The 21,701-nt window shown below is 56.2% G+C and carries 24 protein-coding genes; 12 read left to right on the top strand and 12 right to left on the bottom strand.

What is annotated here, in order from left to right:
- The 3 genes from RX717_RS07280 to fba form a co-directional block, all read right to left on the bottom strand.
- Window positions 1-741 carry a class I SAM-dependent DNA methyltransferase gene (locus RX717_RS07280; RefSeq protein WP_147573713.1) on the bottom strand — a complete coding sequence of 247 codons (741 nt, stop codon included), beginning with the start codon at window positions 739-741 and terminating at the stop codon, window positions 1-3.
- Window positions 734-1,030, bottom strand: a complete 297-nt coding sequence (locus tag RX717_RS07275) for a YerC/YecD family TrpR-related protein (RefSeq protein WP_054326081.1) — start codon at window positions 1,028-1,030, stop codon at window positions 734-736. Before RX717_RS07275 ends, RX717_RS07280 begins: the two co-directional genes overlap by 8 nt.
- 181 nt (window positions 1,031-1,211) lie before the next feature.
- The gene (gene fba, locus RX717_RS07270; RefSeq protein ID WP_054326044.1) at window positions 1,212-2,180 is read right to left on the bottom strand and encodes a class II fructose-1,6-bisphosphate aldolase; all 969 of its coding nucleotides are present in this window, start codon (window positions 2,178-2,180) and stop codon (window positions 1,212-1,214) included.
- A 254-nt stretch (window positions 2,181-2,434) separates the two neighbouring features.
- On the opposite strand from fba, the gene RX717_RS07265 reads away from it, so the two are divergent.
- The 8 genes from RX717_RS07265 (at window position 2,435) to RX717_RS07230 (ending at window position 8,947) form a co-directional block, all read left to right on the top strand.
- A complete protein-coding gene (locus RX717_RS07265) occupies window positions 2,435-3,676 on the top strand; it encodes a 6-phosphofructokinase (protein WP_054326045.1) in 1,242 nt (413 codons plus the stop codon).
- A 95-nt stretch (window positions 3,677-3,771) separates the two neighbouring features.
- Window positions 3,772-4,455, top strand: a complete 684-nt coding sequence (locus RX717_RS07260; RefSeq protein ID WP_316960640.1) for a hypothetical protein — start codon at window positions 3,772-3,774, stop codon at window positions 4,453-4,455.
- A 2-nt stretch (window positions 4,456-4,457) separates the two neighbouring features.
- The gene (locus RX717_RS07255; RefSeq protein ID WP_107630569.1) at window positions 4,458-5,117 is read left to right on the top strand and encodes a hypothetical protein; all 660 of its coding nucleotides are present in this window, start codon (window positions 4,458-4,460) and stop codon (window positions 5,115-5,117) included.
- 110 nt (window positions 5,118-5,227) lie between these two features.
- Entirely contained in the window at window positions 5,228-5,752 is a 525-nt protein-coding gene (locus RX717_RS07250; RefSeq protein WP_054326048.1) for an RNA polymerase sigma factor, read from the top strand.
- 25 nt (window positions 5,753-5,777) lie between these two features.
- A complete protein-coding gene (locus tag RX717_RS07245; protein ID WP_316960639.1) occupies window positions 5,778-6,686 on the top strand; it encodes a hypothetical protein in 909 nt (302 codons plus the stop codon).
- Window positions 6,599-7,072 (top strand): hypothetical protein, encoded by a 474-nt coding sequence (locus RX717_RS07240; RefSeq protein WP_316960638.1) that lies wholly within the window; start codon window positions 6,599-6,601, stop codon window positions 7,070-7,072. The genes RX717_RS07245 and RX717_RS07240 overlap by 88 nt, the downstream gene beginning before the upstream one ends.
- Window positions 7,073-7,233: 161 nt before the next feature.
- Window positions 7,234-8,556 (top strand): replication-associated recombination protein A, encoded by a 1,323-nt coding sequence (locus RX717_RS07235; RefSeq protein ID WP_054326050.1) that lies wholly within the window; start codon window positions 7,234-7,236, stop codon window positions 8,554-8,556.
- Between the two features lie 13 nt (window positions 8,557-8,569).
- Window positions 8,570-8,947 carry a hypothetical protein gene (locus RX717_RS07230; RefSeq protein ID WP_107630572.1) on the top strand — a complete coding sequence of 126 codons (378 nt, stop codon included), beginning with the start codon at window positions 8,570-8,572 and terminating at the stop codon, window positions 8,945-8,947.
- A gap of 46 nt (window positions 8,948-8,993) precedes the next feature.
- Here the strand turns inward: RX717_RS07230 and RX717_RS07225 are convergent, their stop codons facing one another.
- The 7 genes from RX717_RS07225 to RX717_RS07195 form a co-directional block, all read right to left on the bottom strand.
- Window positions 8,994-10,652 carry a glutamine--tRNA ligase/YqeY domain fusion protein gene (locus RX717_RS07225; protein WP_199855209.1) on the bottom strand — a complete coding sequence of 553 codons (1,659 nt, stop codon included), beginning with the start codon at window positions 10,650-10,652 and terminating at the stop codon, window positions 8,994-8,996.
- A 30-nt stretch (window positions 10,653-10,682) separates the two neighbouring features.
- Window positions 10,683-12,335, bottom strand: coding sequence for a glutamate--tRNA ligase (locus RX717_RS07220; RefSeq protein WP_186949466.1), 1,653 nt, complete (start codon window positions 12,333-12,335; stop codon window positions 10,683-10,685).
- Window positions 12,336-12,461: 126 nt separating this feature from the next.
- Window positions 12,462-13,004, bottom strand: coding sequence for an RDD family protein (locus tag RX717_RS07215; protein ID WP_054326052.1), 543 nt, complete (start codon window positions 13,002-13,004; stop codon window positions 12,462-12,464).
- On the bottom strand, window positions 13,001-13,786 hold the full coding sequence (locus tag RX717_RS07210) for an HAD family hydrolase (protein WP_107630574.1): 786 nt from the start codon (window positions 13,784-13,786) through the stop codon (window positions 13,001-13,003). The genes RX717_RS07215 and RX717_RS07210 overlap by 4 nt, the downstream gene beginning before the upstream one ends.
- A 1-nt stretch (window position 13,787) precedes the next feature.
- Window positions 13,788-15,086, bottom strand: a complete 1,299-nt coding sequence (locus tag RX717_RS07205) for a PTS sugar transporter subunit IIC (RefSeq protein WP_107630575.1) — start codon at window positions 15,084-15,086, stop codon at window positions 13,788-13,790.
- Between the two features lie 31 nt (window positions 15,087-15,117).
- Window positions 15,118-16,521, bottom strand: a complete 1,404-nt coding sequence (locus RX717_RS07200) for a family 4 glycosyl hydrolase (protein WP_054326054.1) — start codon at window positions 16,519-16,521, stop codon at window positions 15,118-15,120.
- Between the two features lie 299 nt (window positions 16,522-16,820).
- On the bottom strand, window positions 16,821-17,333 hold the full coding sequence (locus RX717_RS07195; RefSeq protein WP_316960637.1) for a MurR/RpiR family transcriptional regulator: 513 nt from the start codon (window positions 17,331-17,333) through the stop codon (window positions 16,821-16,823).
- An 84-nt stretch (window positions 17,334-17,417) separates the two neighbouring features.
- On the opposite strand from RX717_RS07195, the gene RX717_RS07190 reads away from it, so the two are divergent.
- The 4 genes from RX717_RS07190 to RX717_RS07175 all read left to right on the top strand — a co-directional run bounded on the left by RX717_RS07190 (window position 17,418) and on the right by RX717_RS07175 (window position 20,018).
- Window positions 17,418-17,720: a PTS sugar transporter subunit IIB gene (locus RX717_RS07190; protein WP_054326056.1), complete on the top strand. Its 303-nt coding sequence runs from the start codon at window positions 17,418-17,420 to the stop codon at window positions 17,718-17,720.
- On the top strand, window positions 17,721-18,047 hold the full coding sequence (locus tag RX717_RS07185; RefSeq protein ID WP_054326057.1) for a PTS lactose/cellobiose transporter subunit IIA: 327 nt from the start codon (window positions 17,721-17,723) through the stop codon (window positions 18,045-18,047). It begins immediately after the preceding gene.
- Between the two features lie 163 nt (window positions 18,048-18,210).
- On the top strand, window positions 18,211-18,681 hold the full coding sequence (locus tag RX717_RS07180) for a MarR family winged helix-turn-helix transcriptional regulator (protein ID WP_107630576.1): 471 nt from the start codon (window positions 18,211-18,213) through the stop codon (window positions 18,679-18,681).
- Between the two features lie 5 nt (window positions 18,682-18,686).
- Window positions 18,687-20,018, top strand: a complete 1,332-nt coding sequence (locus RX717_RS07175) for an MATE family efflux transporter (protein WP_316960636.1) — start codon at window positions 18,687-18,689, stop codon at window positions 20,016-20,018.
- Between the two features lie 85 nt (window positions 20,019-20,103).
- On the opposite strand, the gene RX717_RS07170 is transcribed toward RX717_RS07175, so the two are convergent.
- Window positions 20,104-20,745, bottom strand: coding sequence for a manganese efflux pump (locus RX717_RS07170; RefSeq protein WP_107630578.1), 642 nt, complete (start codon window positions 20,743-20,745; stop codon window positions 20,104-20,106).
- Window positions 20,742-21,599, bottom strand: coding sequence for an AraC family transcriptional regulator (locus tag RX717_RS07165; protein ID WP_242977800.1), 858 nt, complete (start codon window positions 21,597-21,599; stop codon window positions 20,742-20,744). Before RX717_RS07165 ends, RX717_RS07170 begins: the two co-directional genes overlap by 4 nt.
- Window positions 21,600-21,701: the final 102 nt, after the last annotated feature.

Here is a 21,701-nt window from a genome sequence, read left to right as displayed (position 1 = left end):
TTAATCTCTCTTTCGTGCTGTAAAATAAATCCGGTCTTCGCCGCCACGAACCGGCGCAAATTCCTGATCCCCATAGATTTTGATTTCGCTGAAACCGGCTCGTTCCAGCATCGCGGTCAGCATTTCAGCCGTATAGATTCGCTCCTCATGCGTTTCCTGCGCACGTGTCCAGTTTTCCCCGCTGCGCTCGAAGATATCGAACTGATAGGCGCACAATCCGTCCTCCACCGCGGCCTGCCATGCGCAGAACACATCCTCGTCCTCCCGCACATAGCAATTTCCGTCCATGCGCGCGAACTTTTCCGGTGTATTGATATCGAACACAAAAAGGCCGCTCCCCGGCTCGAGAAAAAGATGCACCCGATCGAACGCCTGCTGTAATGTTTCCGGCTCGGTCACATAATTAACGCTGTCCAAGCAGCACAGGCATACGTCCACCGTACCATACAGGTCGAGCGCCTCCATCCGTTGATTGAGAAACAGCGGCCTGGGATCGCAGTTCATCGTATTCTGCATGGCCTGCATCAGCATATCGGGCGACGCATCCACCCCGATCATCTCATAGCCGCGCTGGGCGAGTATGCCGGTCAGGCTTCCCGTGCCGCAGGCCAGGTCGAGCACCAGCTTCGGCTGCATCCCTTCGCGCGCGAACAGGCGCTCAAAAAAATCCGCCCAGCGCGCATAGCCCACGTCATCGGTAAACCGGTCGTAGTATGCCGACAGGGTTTGATAACTATTCATGGTCTTCTTTCAGGCGGTCCAGCATTCTGCGGTAGCCATCCGAGCCATACACCAGGCATTTATTGACGCGGCTAATCGTCGCCGTGGATGCGCCGGTTTCCTGCACAATGTCGCTGTAAATGCGCCCCTCATCCAGCATGCGCGCCACCTGGAAGCGCTGCACCATCGCGCGCAATTCAGCGATCGTACACAGGTCCTCAAAGAAGTCGTAGCATTCCTCTACCGTTTTGAGCTTCAAAATCCCTCGAAAAAGGATATCCATATCCTCGTCTTTCAATTTCCGGTTCAACCCCATTTCCTCCTTTCGAAAAATCTTTCTCATTATGATGTATTTATTATAGCACAGCGCTTTCATAGTGTAAAGTATGAAAAAAGCGAACCGCCCCTCCTGACCGCTGCACAGGCTGCCTCAAGAGAAAAACAGGCCGCATCCTTGACGGATACGGCCTGTTCTTATTGCAATTTACAGCTTACGCCTTGCCGTTGCAGCCCAGAACGTTGATCAGCTTGTGGGTGACCATGTCCTTGACAGCCTGGCGCGCAGGCTTGAGGTACTGGCGGGGATCGAAGTGATCCGGATGCGCGTCAAAGTACTCGCGAATGGTAGCGGTAATCGCCAGACGGATATCAGAATCGATATTGATCTTGCAGACGGAAAGCTGTGCGGCATGGCGCAGTTCCTCTTCCGGAATACCGATCGCATCCGGCATCTTGCCGCCATGCGCGTTGATCATCTGGACGAAATCCTGCGGAACCGAGGAGGAACCGTGGAGTACGATCGGGAAGCCCGGCAGGCGCTTAGATACCTCTTCCAGAACGTCGAAGCGCAGCGGAGGCGGAACCAGAATGCCCTGCTCGTTGCGGGTACACTGGTCGGGCGTGAACTTATAAGCGCCGTGGCTGGTGCCGATCGCAATTGCCAGCGAGTCGCATCCAGTGCGGGTGACGAACTCCTCAACCTCTTCCGGATGGGTGTAGGAGGAATCCTCCGCGGACACCTTAACGTCGTCCTCAACGCCGGCCAGCGTTCCCAGCTCAGCCTCTACGACAACGCCGTGCGCATGCGCATACTCAACGACCTTTTTGGTGATCTCAACGTTCTCATCAAACGGCTTGCTGCTGGCGTCGATCATAACTGAGGTAAAGCCGCCGTCGATGCAGGCCTTGCAGGTCTCAAAGTCCGGACCATGATCAAGATGCAGCGCGATCGGGACATCCGGACACTCAATAACCGCAGCCTCTACCATCTTGACGAGGTAGGTGTGGTTCGCATAAGCGCGCGCGCCCTTGGAAACCTGCAGAACAACAGGGGCTTTCTGCTCCTGGCAGGCCTCGGTGATGCCCTGAACAATTTCCATGTTGTTCACGTTGAAAGCGCCGACAGCGTAGCCGCCGTCATAGGCCTTCTTAAACATCTCAGCAGTAGTAACTAATGGCATGGTAAACTTCCTTTCCTAACAAACAAATTAGCCTAAGCTGAATTCTCCCTTTATTTTAGCAGGGTACATTCATAAAATCAAGTCCAGCGCACAAAAAACCAACCAAAAATTGCTTGCTGTTCCCGTGTCCGGCAGCCTGTCCAAAAAATTCGGATTTGCATTGATTTTATTGCGTTTTTATGATACCCTTTAGAATGAAAGAGAATGCAGAGTATTGCGCCCTGATTCTCAACTTTGTTAGGAGGTATATCATTATGAGTGAACTGAAAGGCGCTTGCGTCATCGGCCAGTCGGGTGGCCCGACTTCGGTCATCAACTCTTCTGTTCTGGGTGCGCTGGAAACCGCGCTGGACAACCCGTCCATCACCCGTGTCTTCGGCATGGCGCACGGCATCAAGGGCTTGCTGAACGACGAACTGTACGATATCGATAAGGAAGACCGCGAGGAGCTGGCGCTCCTGCGTTACACCCCGTCCTCTGCCCTCGGCTCCTGCCGCTACAAGCTGGCCGATCCCGATGTGGACGACACCGATTACAAGCGCATTCTTGAAATCTTCAAAAAGTACGACATCCGTTATTTCTTCTATAACGGCGGCAACGATTCGATGGATACCTGCAACAAGGTTTCCAAGTATATGATGAAGTCCGGCTATGAGTGCCGCGTCATGGGTATCCCGAAGACGATCGACAACGACCTGTTCGGCACCGACCACTGCCCGGGCTTCGCTTCCGCCGCCAAATATATCGCCACCTCTTGCATGGAAATCTACCAGGATGCGCGCGTGTATGACACCGGCATGGTCTGCATCGTCGAGATCATGGGCCGCCACGCCGGCTGGCTGGCCGGTGCGGCCGGTCTGGCTACCGCTATGGGCGCGGGTCCGGATCTGGTCTACCTGCCGGAGACCGACTTCGACATGAAGAAGTTCCTGGCCGACGTCAAGCGCATTTATGAAGAGAAGGGCAACTGCTTGGTCGCGGTTTCCGAAGGCATCCACTATGCGGACGGTTCTTTCGTATCCGAGGCAAAGACCTCCGCGACCGACGGCTTTGGCCACGCCCAGCTTGGCGGTCTGGCCTCCATGCTGGCCGATACGGTCAAGAACGAGCTTGGCTGCAAGGTCCGCGGCATCGAGCTGTCCCTGCTGCAGCGTTGCGCGGCGCACTGCGCTTCCAAGACCGACGTGGACGAGTCCTATATGGCGGGCAAGGCTGCGGTTGAAAACGCGGTAGCAGGCAAGACCGACTATATGCCGGGCTTCCAGTGTACCCGCGACGAGAACGGCTACAAGTGCGAAATCGAGCTGCTGCCGCTGAGCCAGGTTGCCAACACCGAGAAAAAGGTGCCGCGCGACTGGATCAACGAAGAAGGCAACGGCGTAAACGAAAAGTTTATCGAGTACGCAATGCCGCTGATCAACGGCGAAAACGTAGGCCCCAAAGTGAACGGCCTGCCGCGCTTTGCCAACCTCAAGAAGATCAAGGCGGAAGCGTAAAACAAAAATACGCGCTCTGCTGCGCGAAACAATGCCGAAAACAGGCAGAGCCGCCAGGCTCTGCCTGTTTTTATTTTCAAGGGGAGGGAACCTATATGACCAAACGCTATGTTACACCTCTGCTTGTCTCCTTATCAGTGGTTGTATGGCTGGCTGCCAGCCTGTATCTGACTGAAGTTTCCGTCCAGTATGACGACGCCGTCCTTTCCAATTCCTACTATTTTTGGTTTTACGCGCCGGCGGCGCTGATCGCAGGCTGCCTAAACAGCGGCAAAGCCGCGCCGCGAAAACCATCCCGCGCGGGCGATGTGCTGATCTTTTTTGTTTTCACAGGGCTTGCTTTCCTGCTTTTTTATCAGCCGGGCGGGATGCGGCGGCTGCCCTATCTGCTGTATGTCTGGTGGCTTGCCTTGCTGCTCCTTTTGCTGCTGCTTGCGGCACTGTACCGGCACATCCCATGCCGCCATCCCCAAAAGAAGCAGCGAACACAGACTCCTCTGCATGGGGTAGCCATCGTGGTGCTGCTGCTGTATCTCTCCATAGCGCTTGTCACTGCGCTCTATCTTGCCGTGCTGCATCCCGTCAGCGTGGAGCAAATCACGCCCATCGGCGAAGCCGAGGGGGCGCTTTATAGGCCGCATCACCGGCGACCGGTCACAGAATCCGCTCGGCGTTTACTTTTTCGCGGACGGCGACCGCTGGTACTATTACGACGTTTTGACCGGCGCGCCTGTCAGCTACGACTCCCCTGCACATCTTCATCCATCAAGGTGATCTAAGTATGATAGACATTATACAAGACGCCTCCTTTTCCGCTCGCGGCATTCCTTTCGGCATCGCCGAGGTCGTTTATCCCGCGCGGCGCGAATGGGAGGAAGCCGCGTTCCGTGCGCTTGCCGAAAAAGAACTTTCCGCATGCAAGGCCTGTTATGCAGATTACAACCGCAAGGCAGTCTTTGGGGAAAACCCTTATTTCCGTTTTTTCCGGAAATTTCGGAAAACCTATCCGGTTATGCAGCAGTTTGAATCCGTCCTGTTCAAGGGACGCCCATTTCCGGAGGTCAACCCGATCACTGAGGTCCCATTCCTGCTCGAACTGTGTACGTTTGTCCTGTCCGGCACGCATGATATCGACCGTATGGACGGCCCCCTCACCCTGTTCTCTCCTGACGCCAGGCTACCGTTTGCCGGCATGCGCAGCGACAGCACGCACACCTATCCCGGCGACCTGTGCGGCCGCGACCACAGCGGGATCATCTTCAGCATGATCGCGGGCGCGGATACGCGCACCTGTGTCTGTCCGGAAAGCTTTCATGTGTTTTACCCTGTTTTCGGCACGCCGGACACGCCGCGGGAGCTGCTGCGGGACGCGCTGAACCGGCTTTCCGGCTACATCCGCACGCTCGCCCCCGATGCGGCGGTCGAGACTTGCCTGCTATGACCGCGTTACCGTTTTTCCGCTTTCAGGAGGCTTTTCAAAAAAGTCTCTTTTTTCTTGCAGTAATCCGCTCCTTTCACGCGTCAAATGTTTGGAAAGGATGTGGAGCCGCTGTGGAAGCTGTCGAAAGCAACGCCCCCTCATACCTACAGGACGAGGACGGTTTTGCGCGCCTGCTCGACGACTGGGGCGACCAGCTGCTGCGCCTATGTACGCTTTATCTGAAAGACGTGCATTTAGCCGAGGACGCAGTACAAGAGACAATGCTCAAGGCGTGGCGCAGCGCCGGACAATTCCACGGCGGGGGCAGCGAAACGACCTGGATCACCCGCATCGCCATCAACGTATGCAAAAGCTATCTGCGCTCCCCTTGGAAGCGCCGCCGCGCGCCCGCCGAAGAACTGGACGCGCTGCTTGCCCCCGCAGATGACCCTCATGTGGACGATACCCTGCCCCGCGCCATTCTGGCGCTTTCCCGCCCTTACCGCGAAGTCATCATCCTGCACTATTATCAGGAACTCAAGGCGCGCGAGATCGCCGATATCCTCCATGTGGATATCTCGACCGTCACCGCCCGCCTGTCCCGTGCCCGCAACAAGCTGCGCGAGAGCCTGAAAGGATGGTACTATGATGAATAAGCGCAATATGAGGAGGGATCTCGATATGACCATGGCAAATATCACACTTTCACCCGAACGGCGCGCCCAAATCCTGCGCGGCGTCCGGCCACGCCGCGGAAAGGCCCTGTGTTGGACGACCGGCCGCATCCTGGTGGCCGCTGTTCTGGCGGTGCTGCTGACCTTCTCGGCGTTCGCCGCCGCTGTCCCTGCGCTCCGCACAGCGCTACAGAACGCGCTTGGCAGCTTCGCCGGACAAAGCCAAAGCCTTACCGGCATCGCTATGGAATACGACGGCATCGAGGTGCGGCCGGTGTCCGCACTCTCCAGCAGCACCTATGTCCGCATCTGGGCCGAGGTGCAGGACAAGACGGGCGACCGGTTGCGCGCGGATATGGATATTGACGGGTATGTCGCCGATGTCCCCACTTTGGGCATATCGCAGTTCAGTCTGCCGCAGGTCATCTCGTATGATGAAGAAACCCACACCGCATTGATCGAATTTTCCAGCACCGGCTATGGCGTTACGGAAAACGTCCCTGTCTCTATTTGCTTTGATCGGTTCCAGCCCCGGCAGAAGATTTCCGACGTTTCGGTTCCGATCGAGCTGGTAACGGCGCAGACGTTGGCCAGCACCACCGCCCCTGACGGTTCGGTCGTCCTGGTCCCTGAGCAAACGCCTGTCGCGCTGGAGCATACCGATTCTGTTCGTTTGTCCTCTTTCGGCTTTGCCAACGATGGACGACTCCATTTGCAGTTGGCTTTCCTCAACGCTGCGAACAGGGAAGACAGCTATCTGATCACGACCGCGCGCAGCATTTCAGGGGGAAAGACGATGCCGTCTACAACCAGGAGCTTGGCAACAGTATGTTTGAGGAAAACGGGATCTGGTATCAGGATATGTCTTTCAGCGTGTCTCCCTCGGATTTGGGCGACGTTACCTTTGACGATTTAGCTGGCACATTGCTTGTCCTGCCCGCGGTCACCGGCGAATGGTCCACGGATATCACCATCCGGCCGGTTGAAGAGATCACCTACTATCCCAACGTTCAGGTAGGCGGCGCTTTGGTGAAGGAGATTCGCGTCTCTGAAATCGGCTTCTACGCGCTCTCCTCCAGCCAAGGTACGATTTTAGGGTATCGTCCAACCTTTGCCATGACCAAGGACGGCAAAAAGCTCTATCTGACGAATAATTGTATTGAAAGCGGCTGGTGCATTGACGATTGGAATGGCAGCAGTGGAGCCGGCCACGCGATCGACCAATGGCTGTTTGACGAGCCGATCGACCCTGCAAGCATCGCTTCCCTCAATTTTGACGGAGTGACCGTTCCCCTGCAGTAAGCCTGTTGTAAAAAAATCCCCTCTTTTCAGAGGGGATTTTTTACGTCCTCCTTGCAGGAACATTTGTTCGGTGGTATAATAGCCACAGAACGTCCGGCACCGCTGCACGCCAGGCATCGGCAGTACCACAGAATCATCACCAAACGGAAAGGAGACGCGCTATGGAGCAGCAGACACTTTTCGGCGGGGACGATACCCGTCCGCTCGCGGCGCGGCTGCGGCCGCAGGAGCTCTCCGAATTCGCTGGGCAATCCCACCTGCTTGGGCCGGGCAAGGTGCTGCGCCGCCTGATTGAAAGCGACCGCATCAGCTCGATGATCTTCTGGGGGCCGCCCGGCGTGGGCAAAACCACGCTCGCGCGCATCATCGCGAACCATACTCGAGCGTCGTTCATCGACTTTTCCGCAGTCACCAGCGGCATCAAGGAAATCAAGCAGGTCATGCAGCAGGCGGAAGACAATCGCCGTTTTGGAGAGCGTACGATCGTATTCGTGGACGAGATACACCGCTTCAACAAAGCACAGCAGGATGCGTTCCTGCCCTTTGTCGAAAAAGGCAGCATCATCCTGATCGGGGCGACGACCGAAAACCCCTCCTTTGAGGTCAACGGCGCGCTTTTATCCCGCTGCAAGGTGTTCGTTTTGCAGGCGTTGGGTACGGACGATCTTACTTCCCTGCTCTCCCGCGCGCTCACTGACCCGCGCGGCTTTGGCGGACAGAAAATCCACATTGCGCCCGATATGCTGGAGGCGATCGCGAATTTTGCCAACGGCGACGCGCGCAGCGCGCTTTCCACACTCGAAATGGTTGTGCTGAACGGCGACGAGGCGGACGGCACGGTCACGGTAACGCCCGAAACGCTTGCGCAGTGCATTTCCAAAAAATCGTTGCTGTACGACAAAACCGGCGAGGAGCATTATAACCTGATCTCCGCGCTGCATAAGTCCATGCGCAACTCCGATCCGGACGCGGCGGTCTACTGGCTTGCGCGCATGCTCGAAGCGGGCGAGGACCCGCTCTATATCGCGCGCCGCGTGACCCGCTTTGCCAGTGAGGATATCGGCCTAGCGGATTCCCGCGCACTCGAGGTCGCGGTCGCGGCTTATCAGGCGTGCCATTTTATCGGCATGCCGGAATGCTCGGTCCATCTGACGCATGCGGTGGTGTATCTGTCGCTCGCGCCCAAGTCAAACGCATTGTATATGGCCTATGAAAGCGCGAAAAAGGACGCGCTTACCCAGCTCAGCGAACCAGTTCCGTTGGTCATCCGCAACGCGCCCACCCGCCTGATGAAAGAGCTGGATTACGGCAAAGGCTACCAATACGCCCATGACGCCGCCGATAAGCTGACCAATATGCAATGCCTGCCGGACTCTCTTGCAGGGCGGGAATACTACCGCCCGACCGAACAGGGACTGGAAGCCAAATACAAGGCCCGTCTGGAACAAATCAAGGAATGGAAGCGACAGCACCGCGCGAAATGAAAGGAGCCCCCTAATGAGAAAACGCCTGTTCCCCTGTGTTTTCCTGCTGGCTGCGACGCTGCTCTGCGTCGCGCTCCCCTCTACCAGCTACCCGCTTTCCAGCGCAATCCCGACAGAATTTACCGTGTCGCCCGACGGCACGGCAACCGTCCGCGTATCGGTGGTTTCCAGTGTGGGCTATGTACGCGACTGCCGCATTGATACGCGTGACGACGGGCTGTATCTGACCTTTTACTCTACCTATGGTCTGAACAATCCAAATGGAGCACGGGATACTTTTACCATTGCCCTGCCCGCAGAATGCGATAGAATTTTCACCTACGGCGGCGGCCACAGCTATTATCCTGTCTATCAAAAGCATACTGAAGCCGAGGAATGGCAGCAGGTCTGAATCACAACAAGCAGGCGGCGGGAAATTCCCGCCGCCTGCTTGTTTTTTACTTTTGCAGCGTCTTGGCGAAGCTGTCCTTGAGAGTGACAATGCGGTTAAACCGCCCTGACTCCCGATCCTTGACATAATAGCCCATACGGACGAACTGAAAGCGCTCGCCCTCTTTCGCGTCCGCGAGAGCGGGCTCGAGTTTGCAGCCGGTCAGCTTTTTGAGGGAGTCCGGATTGAGGTAATCCAAATAGTCTTTCCCCTCAGGCAAATCGTTCGCGTTCTCAATCGTCAGCAGGTTATCGTACAGGTACAGGTCCGCATCGACCGCATGCGCGGCCGACACCCAATGGATCGTACCCTTGACCTTGCGGCCGTCCGCGGGCATCCCGTTCCCTGTCTCAAGGTCGGCGGTGCAGCGGATCTCGACGATCTCGCCGTTCCCGTCCTTGATAACCTCGTTGCATCTCACAATATACGCGCCCATCAGGCGCACCTCGCCGTCCGGCTTTAAGCGCTGGAACTTCGGGGGCGGCACCTCGGCAAAGTCGCTCTTTTCGATATACAACTCGTGCGTGAACGGCGCCTTGCGTGTACCAGCGGCCTCGTCGCGCGGGTTGTTCGGCACCTCAAATTCCTCGCACTGGTTCGCCGGATAGTTGGTAATAACCAGCTTGACCGGCTCGGTGACCGCCATGCGGCGCAGCGCGGTGTCGTTCAGCTCCTCACGGATACAGTGCTCAAGCAGCTTGATATCCACCAACGAATCCGCCTTGGCCACGCCCGCGCGCTGGACGAAATCCAGGATGGCGCTCGGCGTGTAGCCGCGGCGGCGTAGCGCGCACAGTGTGGGCATACGCGGGTCGTCCCAGCCCTCCACATGGTGCTCGAACACGAGCTGGCGCAGGTAACGCTTGCTCATGACCGTATGCGTCATGTTCAGACGGGCGAACTCGCGCTGCTTGGGATGATGCGGCAGCGGGCAGTTGTCCACGACCCACTCGTACAGCGGGCGGTGGTTTTCAAACTCGATCGAGCAGAGCGAATGCGTGATACCCTCGATCGCATCCTGAATCGGGTGGGCAAAGTCATACAGCGGATAGATACACCACTTATCCCCCTGACGGTGGTGGTGCGCCCGCACGATACGGTAAATCGCCGGATCGCGCAGGTTCATGTTCGGGCTGGCCATATCGATTTTGGCGCGCAGCGTTTTGGAACCATCCGCAAACTTGCCCGCGCGCATATCCGCGAACAGCTGCAGGTTCTCCTCCACCGGACGGTCGCGGTAGGGGCTGGGCTTGCCCTGCACGGTCAGCGAGCCGCGGTAGCTGCGCATCTCCTCCTGCGTCAGGTCGTCCACATAAGCCTTGCCAGCCTTGATGAGCGCCACCGCGCAGTCGTAGCAGGTTTCAAAATAATCCGATCCATAGAACACACCGCCCGTGGGTTCCTCGCCGGTCAGCCATTTGATATCCTCCCAGATGGAGTCCACATACTCTGTGTCCTCCTTAACCGGATTGGTGTCGTCATAACGGAGGTTGAATTTTCCGTTATACTTTTTCGAGATCGACCAGTTAATAAAGATCGCCTTGGCTGAACCGATATGCAGATAGCCGTTCGGCTCGGGTGGGAAGCGGGTATGGATCTGCTCGTTCAGCCCCGCCTCCAGGTCTGCGTCAATGATCTCGGTCAGAAAGTTACTTACGTTTTCCATCATAGCGTTATTAATTCCCCCAAAAGCGGATCAAAGCACATCCGCACATTTTTTCAGGCGCTCGAGTACCTTTTCGCGCCCCATAATGCTCATGACCGTCTGTAGGTCGGGCGCGTTCTGCCGTCCGGCGACCGCCACGCGCACCACCATGGACACGTCGCCCACCGCGCCCTTGTAGGCGGACGGGTCGGCCTTATACGCTTTGGTGTCCGTTGCATAACCGTGCTGGGACGCGATCTGCTTCATTTTTTCAAAAAAGCTGTCCGGCGTGTCGTCTTCGTCAAACACGGCCGCGAAGTCAGTCAGGATGATCCTGGCATCCTCCGCAGGCACGCGCTCGGGCATAGTGTAGTCCGGCCGGAACAGCTCGTCAAACATAAAGTCCATATAGCCCTTGGCATCCGACCAAAGCGCCAGGTCCTTGCGCGGCTTTTTGCCGCCGCGGCCGATCGCGAGGTACGCCTTGGAGCGCGCCGGATCGCGCGTGAGCAGTGCGTGGAACGCGGGATCGTTTGCCGCGCTCCAGTCCGCGATATAGCTGTATACGGTATCCGCATCCATGCGGGAGATAACGTTTTTGGACACGTCGCGCAGTTTTTCGATATCGAACAGCGCGCCCGAACCGCTCATCTTCTTGGTCGAGAACGGGAAGTCGTTCATCGGCGCGTCCGGATTGGCGCGCCGCCACTCCTCAAAGTTGGAATTTAAAAGCGTCATCAGGTATTCCAGCACCGCAGGTACCGGATACCCCTCCTGCGCGTAGAACGTGAGCGCGAGCTCTGGGTCCTTGCGCTTCGACAGCTTGCGCTTTCCGCCAGTCTCCGGATCGATCTTCATCAACTGTGCGGTGTGCGCGTACTTGGGCGCTTTCCAGCCCATAGCACGAAACAACTGCAGGTGTACTGGCAGGGTTGCGAGCCACTCCTCGCCGCGCACAACGACCGTCGTACCCATCAGGTGGTCATCCACCACATGCGCGAAATGATAGGTCGGGATACCGTCCGACTTGAGGATGACCACGTCCTGATCATTCTCCGTGACCTCCATCTTACCCTTGACCAGATCCTCATGACGAACCTTGTTTTCAATGCTGCCCTCCGAACGGAAACGCACCACATAGGGCGTACCCTTGTTCAGTTCGGCCTCGATCTCCTCCATCGGCCGGTCGCGCCACACGGCATATTTGCCGTAGTAGCCGAAGTTCTCCTTGTTCGCTTCCTGTGCGGCGTGCGCCGCGGCCAGCTCCTCCTCGGTGCAGAAGCACGGATAGGCCATGCCGCGCTGCACGAGCGACTTGACAAAGGTCTGGTATATCTCCGCGCGCTGGGACTGGCGGTAGGGGCCGTAAACACCGTTGTCGCCATCGAGCGACGCGCCCTCGTCGAACGGCAGGCCAAACGAGGAGAACGCCTCGATGATGGTCTGCACGCCGCCCTCTACCTCGCGCTTTTTGTCCGTATCCTCAATACGCAGGTAGAACACGCCGCCCGACTGATGCGCCAGACGCTCGTCCACCAGCGCGCCGTACAGGTTGCCCAGGTGCATGAAGCCCGTGGGGCTTGGCCCCATGCGGGTCACCTTCGCGCCCTCCGGAAGCTGGCGCTTCGGGTAGCGCGCCTCGATCTCCTCCGGCGTGGTATGGATATGCGGAAACAGACGTTCCGCCAACAGATGATAGTCCATGATATTCACTCCAATATTCCTGCAAGGGTATAATTGCCCAGATTATGATTATTTTATCACACCGGACGTTCTCATGCAATGCAAAAACCATATAAAAAGCAGCCGGAACATGCCGGCTGCTTTTCCTTATTTTTTTTCCTCGAAGATTTCGCTGGTGCCGGAAAGCCGGTCATGCAGCATACGCCTGCTCGGCGTATACATGCCCAGCATGATCGAAACGATCGTCACCGCCACCATCACGATCCGCAACGCGTTCGCGGCGCTGTCGCCCGCCGCGCGGGCGATCAGTTCCCGCAGCAGTTGACTGGGGAACGCGATCGCGCCCTCCACCAGCAAAATTCCGACGATCTGCCGCAGGGCGAGCGCGCCCGCCCCCACTCTACCCGCACCCTCTGCGCGAACAATGCGCAGGCGGAACAGCCGTTTTCCCGGCGTCCGTCCATCCCAGAGGAGCGGGATCAGCCAATAATACAACATGCCCAGCAGGAGCGCGACCGTTCCCCAAAGCCAGCCGGCAGCGCCGTCTGGGATAGAGGTGTCGATTGCTGTGGAGCCGGTACGCATGGAATTGACGAGCAGGAGCGGCGCGCCGCATGCCATCGTCGCCAGATACCAGTCCACCGCGTAAGCGGCCAGCCGCCGAAACGGCCCGACTGCATTGGTTTTCATGCAAACGCCTCCCCGCAAACCTGTTCCAGCGCTTCCCCTACTGTTTTCACCGTCCATGAGGCAGCCCGCCGGACGCATTCCTCCGCGCGGGACATGGCAAAGCCGCGGAAGCGGGACAGCATCTCCATATCGTTCCGTCCATCCCCCGCTGTATAAACCCGCCCGGACGCAACCCCGAAATGCGCGGCAACCGCCGCAACAGCCGGCGCTTTGCCTACGCCCTTCGGCACCACATCCACATATTCGCAGTTCGGCCAGGCGGACAGGCCGAACCTGTGTAGCTCATCCGCCAGCGCGACCGCTACGCGGCCGTCCTGTGTGCGGCAGCTAATCTGATAGACCGCCGCCAGCTCCTCCGCACACCGGCGCATGGCGTACATCCGCCCGATCGCATCTATGTAAGCCTGCTCCCCTGCGGACACCTCTGCGGTGCGCACTTTGCCGCTGCGGAACATATACGCTTCTTCCCTGCCGAGCATCGTGAAGAACAGACACCGCGCCCGCAGCAGAGGCAAAGCTTTCTCCCAGCCGGAAAGCAGCTTTTCTTGCAGGCAGTCCGCGCCCGCCTCTATCCGCGCGCCGTTCATCAGGATGAGGAAATCACAGGCCAACCCATGCTGGGAAAGCTCGTCTTTCAGGGTTCCCGGGTCCCGCCCGCTACATACGCCGAAGCGTCCGCCTTTTTGACGGAACCGGCTGACCGCAGCCAAGGTCTGCGCGTCGATCTCCTGTCCATGGGACAGAGTACCGTCAAAATCGCTGGCAAACAGCACCGCGTGCATCTTATCCCCCGATCTCTTCGGCCGGCGCAGCCTGTTCTTCCTTCAGATACTGCTTATCCAGCGCCGTAATGAACGGGTAATAGATCAGACCGCCGATCAGCAGCACCACCAACTGCAGCACGCCGCCGCGCCAGTCGTTGCACATCATCCAGCCTCCGAACGGCGCGGGCAGCGTCCACGGCACGGTCACGCCCGTCGGATACGGCACCAGGCCGAAATACATGGCGCAGAAGGAAATCAGCACAGTGACAGGCGGCACAATGAAAAACGGGAGGGCCATCATCGGGTTGAGTACCATCGGCAGACCAAAGATAACCGGCTCGTTGACGTTAAAGATGCCCGGCAGCAAGCTGAGCTTGCCCAACGACTTGATGCGCTTGGAGCGGCATTTGAACGCCATGATCGCCGCCAGCGACACCGTGTTGCCCGTGCCGCCTAGGAAGATGATGTGGTTGGCGAAATCCTGCGTCACGATATACTGGCGCGCCGCAGTAACAGAAGCCTGAAACATATCAAAGTTGGCAAAACGCGCCGCATACCACAGCGGTCCCATGAACGAGTCGATGACCGCCGTGCCATGGATGCCGAAAAACCACAGGATAGAGTTCAGTATGGTGATAAACAGCGTGCCAATCAGCGTCGTACCGATATCGGTCAGCGGCATCTGGATCATGGTCACGATGAAGTTCGTCACAGTGCCGAACGGTGTCGCTGCAAAGACCAGGCGGATAAACAGGAACAGGACAACGATCACCGTTGCCGGAATAAGCGCCTCAAACTGCCGGGACACAAAGCTCGGCACCGTGGAGGGCATCTTAATTTTCACATTCTTTTTCAGCAGCACCGCATACAGCTTGGTCGCCAGCAACGCGGTGAGCATGGCGGTAAACAGCCCGCCCGATTCAAAGCTCGACGCGGCATAGCCGCCCTCCTCCATTTGCTGCAGCAGCAGGAAGTAGGCCGAGATCGAGATAGCGACTGCGGGCAGCGGCTCGACCTCCTCCTCCGACGCGAGGCTGTGCGATACGCCGACCACCGCAAACAGGGCTACCAGGCCCATCGTCGCCGGATTGACCATATCCCAGCACCAGGAATACCATACGTCACCCACGATAGAGGCCATGAAATCATGGAAAGCCTGCACTGGGAAGTCGCCGATGACAACGGCGATCGATCCAATAATCAACAGCGGCATGGAAAGCATCAGGCCGTCGCGCAGCGCGACCAGATACTTATTGCTGGAGAGCTTCTGCGACAGCGGCATCAGATGCGTCTCCATAAATCCCGTCATTTTACTCATTTTTGTTCCCCCTCGGTTTTCTGGTTTATATCTATTTCAAAACAGGGAAATGCTCCCCGTTGACCGCGATATATTCGTCCAAAATCCTGCGCGCCAAGTCGGTATCTACCACCGTGCGGTTGACGACAAGCGCCTGTAGCGCCTTTTGGTAAGAGCCTTCGAGCGCCGCGTCCACCGTCAGCTTTTCATAGGCGTACTGCCCTTCCAGCAGGCCCTTTTCGAAAGTCCCCGCAGGCTGTATCCGCAGCGGCTCGCCGCCCCGCGCCCCCACGCGGCAGGCGACCTCCAACATCATCCCATCCGACAGGTTGGGGACAATGCCGTTGTTCTCAACCATCAGCAGGAATACTTCGTTTTGGTTATAGGCAATGCTCATTGCCAGTTCCACAATGTAGGTCGCATGCGCGTCATTGTGCGCGATCGTCGCGGATTCAAATTCGCCGTCTGCATTTTTATGCGAACCCGCGCTGTATTTCCGATCCAGGTCAAATTTTGTACCGCGTATCTTCCCCAGGGACATAATCTCGTCACAGTACGCCTTTACGCGCTTTTCCCGCCCGTCAATAACGGTGTTCGCACGGGTATAATTGGGATCGGTATGCGAAACCATGGTCTGCGGGTACAAATAGTATTGCAGATAGGTATTCGGCAGGGAGTGCGGAAAATCCTGCACCATTTTTTCCAGATGCTTGAACGTGAAATTCCAGTAGGCGTCGTTTTTGCCGGAAAAGCCAAGCTCATCGTCGCAGTTGCCGCGCTTGAGCTTTTCCAGTATCTCCGGCAGTACATCCTCGCCCGTTTTTTTATCATACATAGCGGTAAACCAGCCGAAATGGTTAAGCCCATAATAACGCGGTTCCACATCGGTCCGCTTGCGCCCGCCGGCCAGCGGACAAAAAATATCCATGATCGAGATCGGCATATCGCAAATGTTGATCAGGCGGAAATCATCCGGAAAAACGCGCTTGGTCGCCTCCGCGACAATAGCGGCCGGATTGGAGTAATTGAGGATCCATGCCTCCGGCGACCAGCGGCGGATCGCACGCACCAGCTCGATCATCGCAGGGACCGAACGCATCCCGTAGGCAAAACCGCCGGGGCCGCAGGTCTCCTGGCCGATCACGCCGTATTTCAGCGGGATTTTCTCATCCATTTCGCGCATTTTCAAGCCGCCCGGCCGAATCTGCACAAGCGCAAAGTCAATATCCGTAAACGCGGTTTCCTCATCTGTTGTATAGACGAATTCAGCCTCCGGATAGTATTCGCGGTAAAGTATTTCGCCAAAACGGCCGATATGCTCCTGCCTTTCCGCGTCGTTGTCATACAGCACGACCCGGCGAAGCGGAAAATGCTCCCGCACCAGACAAAGCATCTCCAGCATATCCGGCGTATAGGTGCTGCCGCCGCCTGCGATCACAATCGAAAATTGCTTCATGACAGCCACTCCTCCTTTTATATCCTTATATTAGGGCACAAAAAGCCCGTATTCCTTTCATGTCTTTAAGCATAAAGAATACGGGCTTTTTTTCAAGTATTTCAAATGAATAAAAAATTTGTCAACTGTATAAAAAACATGTTTCCGATTTTTCCGCCGCGGTTGCAGCCCGCGTTCCCGCCTGTTAAAATAGAAATAGCAGTCATATCGGTCAGCTTTCCTGCTGCAGCCGATCCACCAGACGGGACAGGATATATTCGAACAGGATGATCGTCCGCCCGATAAAGAAATCAGGAACGTTATACGCTACCGATCCTCCGGTCCGTATCACCAGGCAGTTGTCGCTCATGCGTCCCAGCGTGGAATCCGCCCCGCATCATATCAACCGGCGCGCCGTCGTACGCAAGAATGCCCAGTGTCGCCAGCCGACGCATAAAGTATGACGAGGCGATCGTTGAAAAGCCAAGCCCCACGATAAAAATGCAGTTGTCCCGACACCGCAGAATCTCATTTGCAAAGGCTTCAATGCGCGCTTCATCCACGGTTTCCAAAATGCTTGTCAGGTCGATTCCGGCCGCGGCATTCCGCTCCTCCTCCGCATGACGGCGGAGCGAATAGATCATATCGCTGTAGCCTTGGTATCCCAGCTTTTTGGAAAGCTTGATAACCGTGGTCGTGGACACATAGGACTGCTGCGCGACCGAACGGATATTGATTTTCGTATCATGTTCCACCGCGTCAAGTATCTGCTCCAGCACCCTATGCTCAGTTTCGTTGAGCAAATGCCGTTTGGACAGATCGATCAAATTCACCAACAGCACCCCCATTTCATTATTCTGCTGTTCTTATCAGTATAACATATTGTGTCGAAAAATAACAGAGGAGGCTTTTCATTTATGAACGTATTACTGCTTTGCTCGCAGGGCATGTCGACCGGCATGCTATGCGACCGGATTGCGGCCGCTGCCAAGGAGGACGGCTGCGAAATGACCGTATGGGCCGCCAGCGAAATCAAGGCGCGCGAGCATGTCGGCAAGGCCGACATCATCCTGCTCGGGCCGCAGGTCCGCTATCTCAAGAGCCGCATCGAGGAAATGGCGGAGGGCAAGCCGGTCGAGGTCATCGATATGATGGCTTACGGCACGATGGACGGCAAAAAAGTTTATAACGATATCAAAAAGCACATGGGAGACAAGTAAATGGCAATTACACAGGAGCAGCTTGAGCAGGCCTGTTTCCAGCTCATCTCATTCAGCGGCGCGGCGAAAAGCGATTTCCTCGAAGCGGTTGAGTACGCAAAAAGCGGCGATTTCCCCCAGGCTGAGGCCGCTGTCGAACGGGGAAACGAAGAATACCTGCAGGCGCACAACGCCCATTTTGATCTGATCCAGGAAGAGGTCAACAGCGAAAACGGCCTGCTGACCCGTCTGACGCTGGTCCACGCAGAGGATCAACTTGCCATGGCGGAATCCACTCGCATCCTTGCCGAGCAGTTGATCGAACTGTACCGGCGCCTGCAGAAATAAGGCCCACCCGTTAAACAGAAAAGCAGCCTTTCCACACAAACAAGTGCGGAAAGGCTGCTTTTTATTTTCGCCTGCAAAAACTTGAAAAATTTCCTTGACAATTATCCGAAATCGGACTATAATAACAAACAGTCCGGTTTCGGACATGAAAGGAGCTTGCCCTATGGACTCGATTTCTTATCCGGAATTCAGCCGAATCTATAATGGCCTGCAAAAGGAAAGCAACCAGCTTTACCGTCTGCTTTCCAAGCATTACGGTATTTCCGACAGTGAGTGCTGGATCCTTTATGTGCTGCGGGAAGAGGGCCGCCCCCTTACCCAGACCGAGTTATGTAATACCCTCTATCTCAGCAAGCAGACCGTCAACTCCGCGCTCAAATCTCTGGAAGCGGATGGTTATATCCGTCTGGAATGTGCGTCCGGCAACCGCCGGAGCAAAAATATCCACTTGACCGAAGCCGGTCTTGCGCTTGCCATGCGCACGGTCGATAATGTGTTCAAGATGGAGGAACGGGCTTTTCTTCGTCTTTCGGCATCAGAGCGCGCCGCGATCCTTTCCCTTGGGCAAAAACACCTGAACCTGCTGCGCGAGGAGGCATGCAGGCTTTTATCCGGAAAATCTTTTGGAGGATAACTTTTATGCAAATCAGACTTTCCGATCACTTCAGTTACCGAAAGCTGCTGCGCTTCACCCTTCCATCCATCGTCATGATGATCGTCGCTTCCATTTATAGCGTGGTCGACGGGCTCTTTGTCTCCAATCTTGTAGGGGATCTGGCGCTTTCAGCGGTCAATATTATTTTCCCCGCCACCATGATCATCGGCGCGGCCGGATTCATGCTCGGCACGGGCGGCAGCGCGATCGTCGCGCGCACGCTGGGCGAGGGCGACCATGAGCTGGCCAACCGCTATTTCTCCATGATTATTTACAGCGTAATCATCTTAGGCGTAATCCTGTCCGTCGCCTGCGCGATTTTTATTGAGCCGATCGCGCGGCTGTCCGGCGCCAGCGACCTGCTGATGGACGATTGTATTGCATACGGCCGCATCATGATGCTCGGCAGTGCAGCGTTTATGCTGCAGGTTTCGTTCCAAAGCTTTTTGGTCGTTGCGGAAAAGCCGCACATGGGGCTTGTGCTGTCCATCTCGGCCGGCCTGACCAACATGGTGCTCGACTATGTGTTTATCGCCGTTTTTCAGATGGGCGTTGTAGGCGCGGCGCTGGCCACGGTGGCAGGATACTGTGTCGGCGGTCTGATCCCGCTGGTCTACTTTTTCCGTGCGTCTCCCGACCGTCTGTGTCTGTCCAAAACGCAGTTTTATCCCAAGGAGTTCCTACACACCTGCACCAACGGCTCCTCCGAGCTGATGAGCAATATCTCCGCCTCCATCGTGGGTATCCTGTTCAATATCCAGCTCATGCGGATCATCGGCGAGGCGGGCGTAGCGGCGCATTCGGTCATGATGTATGTGGATTTCGTCTTTATTGCTGCGTTCCTCGGCTTTTCGGTCGGCAGCGCGCCAATCGTCAGCTATCATTACGGCGCTGCCAACCACAGCGAGCTGAAAAATGTTTTCCGCAAAAGCATCACCATCATCGCGGTCACCTCGGTCGTCATGGTGCTGATTTCCGAACTGCTCAGCCGCCCCCTGTCCTTTGCCTTTGTGGGGTACGACGCCGACCTGCTTGATATGACGGTACATGGCTTCCGCTTGTTTGCACTCTGTTACTTTTTCTGCGGCATCAACATCTACGCCTCCGCGTTTTTTACCGCGCTCTCCAACGGCATCATTTCCGCATTTATCTCGTTCATGCGCTCCCTGGTGCTGCGCGGCGGCCTGGTTCTTCTCATGCCGATCTGGCTCGGCCTGGACGGCGTATGGACCTCGGTCATCGCCGCTGAGGCGCTCGGCGCCTGCATTGCCGTGTGCTTTTTCATGATGCAGCGGCACAAATACCATTACCTGTAAGGCAGCATTTCCATACAGCAGAACAGAGGGGACGAAAGTCCCCTCTGTTCTGCTTCTTCATGGTAATATGCGCCCATATGTCCGTTCACACCAGAATTTCAAATATCCCCAGCCCGACCATCAGCAGATTAGCCACGGGTTCGGCTAACCATCCGATTATGCCGCCTTCCCGCAGGCCGCCGATCCAATTCCCGCCGAAAAAGAACAGCAGGCTGCATAAAAAGGCGCAGGCCGCCGTTGGAACGAGCCGCATGCCGGTAATGCTGGCGCCCACGCCAAGCCCAATGTTGTTTACCGCCAGCGCCGCGCCCAAAAGCAGGGTGCTTTTCAGCGTCAATGCACGCGGAACACGCTCCCTGCCATCCTTTCCCTTTTGGGAAAACCAGGGCCGCAGTAGGCTGAACAGTCCGATGCCCATGATAATACCGCCACCCAATACATTTTCAAACCGGTCAGGCAGCACCGGCAGGAGCATCCGCCCTAAAATCATGGAGCAGACTGTCCCCGCGAGTGACAGCAGAGCCACCACAAGATTGGATTTCCAGTCGACCTTTATTTTCCGCAACCCATAGGATAACCCCACGACCAGGCTGTCCGCGCTTGCCGCTGCGGAAAAAGCCAAAACCGAAAGCATCTGTATCCGCACAAAAACACCCTTTCCCGAAAAACGCAATACGCTTCCGTAAGGCATTTTATTGCGGAACGAACCGATCGGTTCCTTCCTCACTTTTTCCGGATAAACTCCTTAGGATTGCGCCCAAATTCCCGTTTGAACGCCTTGATAAAATTGGAGTAATCGTTAAACCCGCACTGCATGCAGGCGGTCATGACCGGCACCCCCTCGCACAGCATGTTGCGCGCAACCGTCAGGCGCTTCTTTATAATGAATTGATAGAGCGTCAGCCCCGTATAGAGCTTAAATTGATGCGCCAGATAGGATTTGCTGATAAAAAACACGTCCGCCAAACGGTCAAGTGTCAAATTATCCGAAAAATAATCGTTAATATAGGCCACAACCTCGTTTATTTTTTCATTTTCCGTGACATCCTTTCGAATAGCGTCCGGCGTGGCAAAATAGGCGCGATTGAGGTAAACCAGAAATTCCAGCAGGTAGATTGCCGAAAGCGTGCCGCTTCCGAACTCCTCCTCGTCCCGACTGTGCAGCATTTTTTCGCAGATCCCTTTCAGCCGCGAAAGCACATTGCTCTCCGGCCGGATCAGCTTGTACTTTTTCTGGCTCGCATCCGTAAAGCAAGCGGTCAGGTCCGCGCCTTTCCCCGCAGTCTGCGCCAGGAAATCCGGATGAATCCAGATCACAAAGCGTTCATACGGCCTGCCTTTTCGAATGTCCGGCTTGTGAATATCCCGATTATCCGTGAGCAGGATATCCCCCGGCCGCAGCTGATAGGTGCGGCCTTCGATGCTGTAGGACACCTCGCCGGACAGGAAAAAGAAAATCTCATAGAACGCATGCTCATGGAAATCCACCTCGGGAGGAACAACGTCCAGATAGTGATAGCATTCAAAATCCGTCCGCTCCATCGTTTGTCTTTGAGTAAAAATATCTTTATGCAAATCCAACAATTTCTCCTCCCCTCTTTTGTATGTGTTTATATTATATAGCAATATTCACCATATTTCAAGCAGGATATCCCGAGAATCGACTTTTGCAAAACGGTATAA

The sequence above is a fragment of the Intestinibacillus sp. NTUH-41-i26 genome (assembly GCF_032769475.1).
In the GTDB taxonomy this organism is placed as follows: Bacteria; Bacillota; Clostridia; order Oscillospirales; family Butyricicoccaceae; genus Agathobaculum; species Agathobaculum ammoniilyticum.
Note: the sequence above shows the minus strand (reverse complement) of the source record. Positions and strands in the feature narration are given on the sequence as shown.